Origin of the sequence: Flavobacterium sp., from assembly GCF_025352015.1 — a bacterium.
Lineage (GTDB): Bacteria > Bacteroidota > Bacteroidia > Flavobacteriales > Flavobacteriaceae > Flavobacterium.
Genome location: NZ_JANXUG010000099.1, coordinates 1 through 3,915 on the forward strand (window position 1 = coordinate 1; position 3,915 = coordinate 3,915).

Annotated in this window: 3 protein-coding genes; all 3 read left to right on the forward strand. The window is 29.9% G+C overall.

Translation table 11 applies throughout. From position 1 onward, the window contains the following. Positions 1–561 precede the first annotated feature (561 nt). The 3 genes from Q0Q96_RS10000 to Q0Q96_RS10010 all read left to right on the forward strand — a co-directional run bounded on the left by Q0Q96_RS10000 (position 562) and on the right by Q0Q96_RS10010 (position 3,380). A complete protein-coding gene (locus tag Q0Q96_RS10000) occupies positions 562–1,689 on the forward strand; it encodes a hypothetical protein (protein WP_293874437.1) in 1,128 nt (375 codons plus the stop codon). Continuing rightward, positions 1,670–2,482 carry a hypothetical protein gene (locus Q0Q96_RS10005; protein ID WP_293874439.1) on the forward strand — a complete coding sequence of 271 codons (813 nt, stop codon included), beginning with the start codon at positions 1,670–1,672 and terminating at the stop codon, positions 2,480–2,482. Before Q0Q96_RS10000 ends, Q0Q96_RS10005 begins: the two co-directional genes overlap by 20 nt. A 163-nt stretch (positions 2,483–2,645) precedes the next feature. Further along, complete coding sequence (locus Q0Q96_RS10010; protein WP_293874441.1) at positions 2,646–3,380, forward strand: hypothetical protein; 735 nt, start codon at positions 2,646–2,648, stop codon at positions 3,378–3,380. Positions 3,381–3,915: the final 535 nt, after the last annotated feature.

The following is a 3,915-nucleotide window of genomic DNA, read 5'->3' on the forward strand; positions in this document are numbered from 1 at the left end:
TTAGCGTCGTAGGAATGTTGATAAGCTTTTAAATCCCGAAGGGAATTTTTTAAAAAACTTATCAATGTTCCGGCAATAAAGTATAAATTTGAAATAATTATTAAACCTAAAAAAAGGTCAACGTATTTTAGGATAAGACAAAATATTGCTCAAAAAATTAACATAGAAAATTTGATTTTGTAATATTTTTCAATTTAATTTGTCATAATAATTTTTTACTATGGTTCGTATAAGACAAATACAAGCTATGGTTCTAAATAACTAATTATGTGCTTTTAAGTAAATTATGTCCTTTACAAAAAAAAAAATCGAATGGATTTCTAAAAAAAATTAGATAGATACATATAAAATTAAAAAACGGTAAAGAAGAGGCTTACCTTCTCAAAGTGACGAGAATAAAATTTCATTTATTTTAGAGGTTTGTTATTAAATGAAATCAAGAATAAAATCAACCAAAAAAATGCAGCCCTAACTTTTAATTATTTTTGAAGACAAAAGAAAGGACTGCAAACAACTTAATTAATGTACAAATTTATGAAAAAAATTCTTTTAAAATCTATTATGCTTTTAGGGCTAGTGGTAGTTTCTTGTGACAAAGGTGAATTGTCAAAAGAACCAACAAATGATATTACATCATTTCAAAAACAAAGTTCTTTGTTTAACTACATAGAATCAACCCATATAAATAACGGGAGTGACTGTACTAATAATATACTCATTTTCCCAACTTGGGATAAATATTGGGAAACCATTGACCAATTAGATCAAATGATTGATAATGATTGTGATGCTTTTGACGCAACAGTTCCAAATGGAATTTCAGATGATGATTACGATGCTCTAGCAGATGCAGCAGGTTTCGATGAAGATAATGTTTTAAGAAAATTTGAAGAAGATTTGGAATTTTGCTCACTTCGTAAAAAAATTGAATCTTTAGAGAATAATTGGTTAGACCAACAAGGAGATGGTGAATGGGATGTAAATGCTGACCCTGACAATCATTTTATTGATGATGAAACTGAAAGAGCTTTATTAAGTTACGATGCGGAAGTGATTATAGGTAATAAAAAAGATGGTTTTGTTTACTATAAGTTTTTAGACGACGAAGGAAACTATATCGAAGTTCATAACGGAGATAACGAGGCTATATCACAAGTTAGTCAAGGCCATATTCCAACAAATAATCCAAACGTAGTTGTTCAAACTCCTGTAAAAGATGAAACTACAGGACAATGTAAATCAAAAGTTAAAGAAGTTAGTTATGAATATGATATTGCTAATGGTAAAAGATTAAAAAGGATAAGTAAAATTAGAAGAGAGTTTGGCGCAAACTATACATCACAAACCGCAATTTTCAAAAGCAAAATTAAAGCAAAAACTAAAGGCTACAGAAAGAAAAATGGAAGATGGAGAGCCAGAAGAACATGGATTACAGCAGGTATTGGTGGTCAGGTAGTTGGTGAACCGGGATTAGCATACAATGCTTGTGATAAAGCATTAGACCCAATTTATAAACAAAAAGAAAGAAGAAGACGTCGAGTAAAAGTGAAGACTACAATTTCTCCATTTAATGGCGCATTGCCTCAATTGCAATATCTATCTGTTTTGGAAAATAGCCTTTTCAGTTTGCATAAACAAGGGGATGTATTAATCATAAATAAAGATTTTTATGGCATGCCAGTTAATTAATAAAAATGTGGCAAGTATTTTACTTGCCACATTTTCTTGCTTTTATAGTTTTTCTCAAGTAGCCGAAAAACTATATCAAAAAGAGTTTTCAAAAATTAATATTGTTTTTCAACCTTCATATCAATCAGGATACTTATCTCAAAATAATGATGGTAGCAATTATCCATCAATAAAATTTAACAATTCTTTTTCTCATCAATTTGGTTTCTATTATGATTTTGCTCAAAAAGGAAACTTTAATTTTAAAACAGGCTTGATAGCAAAAGAATTCAACCCATTATTTGATATCAATGTAACTAATGAAGATTTAGGATTATCATCAAATGGTAATTCAATTTTAACTGATATTAATCCGGTCAATTCTTTCATTTTTTCAATTCCATTAAAAACAGAATACTTTTTACCATTAAATTCAGATATTAACTTAACTGTAGGATTAGGACTAAATTTAAATTTATCAACTGGTAGCGGTGATGTAATAACTGATGTAAGCATAAATAATGGCTCAGAAATAAAAAATGTCTTTCATTCAACTACTCAACAGAATCAAATTACTTTCTCAACTGACTTTTCTTTAGGTTTAAATTATAATTTGAAATTTGCTTTAGTTCAATTTGATTTTTTTTATAATCTCAACATACTTCCATACTCTGCAACTGGAGAATATAGAATATATAATCTTGAAAATACTCCCGACAAAAATGGAATTTATAATATTAACGGAGATTTTTATGGTTTATCATTATCTGTTTCACCGAAGAAAGGATGGTTAAAAAAGAAAACAAAAAAATAATAAAGTTACACAACAGCCGTCTGACGCAATGTGTTTTTGGCAAAACTTTAAAGTTTTCCTTAAAAATAAATAATATTTTATGATACTGAAATTTAACTTACAAAGAATATAATTTCGTAAGAAAAATTTATTTATTTTTAAGGAAAACTTTAAAATCATCATCATGGCATCAACATCCGAAAAAGGTCACGCAAAAAACATTGCAAACGCAAATCTATTAAACACATTTATCATCCAATTAGGCGTTGTTTACAATCCAAGTAATCCAAAATTAAATTTGGCAAACTTGCAAACTATTTACACAAATTCATTTTCTCAACAACAGGCAGTAAATACTTTAGTTGCTCCGTATTCAGTTGCCATAGATAGCAGAGAAATAATCTTTAAACCATTAAACCGAGAACTAACCAAACTCCGTAAAGCATATAAAGCAACCGAGGGCGTTACACAAGTGCAACTCGAAGATTTTATGACAATCGTTCGCAAACTAAAAGGGTTAAAAAAATCAACAGACAATCCCTCAACAGAACCAAAAGAAGAGCAGAGCCAACACTCAATTTCACAAATGAGCTATGACCAGCGTACAAACAATATGGATTTGTTAATTTCATTATTACAAAACACCCCAAACTACGCACCAAACGAAAACGAATATAAAATCACAACTTACCAAGCGAAAAAGGCTTCAATGTTGCAAGCAACGCAAGGCGTTGCTAATACTTTTGTTCCTTTAAACAATGCTCGTAGCATTCGTAACAATTCAATGTACCTTTCAGAAGATAATTTAATAGATACTTTCAACAAAGCTAAAGATTACCTGTTTACAATCCTTGATAGTAATTCAGTTCAATACAAAGCAATTGCAAAAATTAAATTCAAAAAAGTAGGTCAAGCATAAAAAACACATAAAGCTTGTGCCGAACTACACAAGCCTTATGTTAAAATAGATAAGCCTTGTGCAAAACTATATATGACTTATGCCAAAGTAAATATGACAACTTCCAAAATAGATAAGCCTTCTGCAAAAGTAGTTATGACTTGTGCAAAAATAGATAAGCCTTATGTAAAAATAGATAAGCCTTGTGTAAAAATAGATAAGCCTTGTGCACTAGTAAAATAGGCACTTAACGAAAACAAAAAAGCAAAATGAAACGTGAAAATTGGAATGTAAAAAGTTATGGCATCCTCCAACACACGTTTGTAGCAATTGGGGGTTTGGGCTTAATTTAAAGTTGGTTTTTAAATTGATACTTTTGGCTAATTAAATCCCCAACTGACGCCAAGCCACGAGACGTTGTATGTAATTTTAAAACCTGCATCGTCCTAAAATAGGTTGACTAAAAATTAAACACTTTTAGTATTCTATGGAAACAACAACAAATCAAGCCTGTCGAAAAGAAGGCTATCAAAAAGTAACTTTCCAACACAAACTT

What these genes read in the sequence shown, in the direction of transcription:
- Q0Q96_RS10000 (WP_293874437.1), top strand. Translation starts at nt 562, where the DNA reads ATGCTTTTAGGGCTAGTGGTAGTTTCTTGTGACAAAGGTGAATTGTCA.
- Q0Q96_RS10005 (WP_293874439.1), top strand. Translation starts at nt 1,670, where the DNA reads ATGGCATGCCAGTTAATTAATAAAAATGTGGCAAGTATTTTACTTGCC.
- Q0Q96_RS10010 (WP_293874441.1), top strand. Translation starts at nt 2,646, where the DNA reads ATGGCATCAACATCCGAAAAAGGTCACGCAAAAAACATTGCAAACGCA.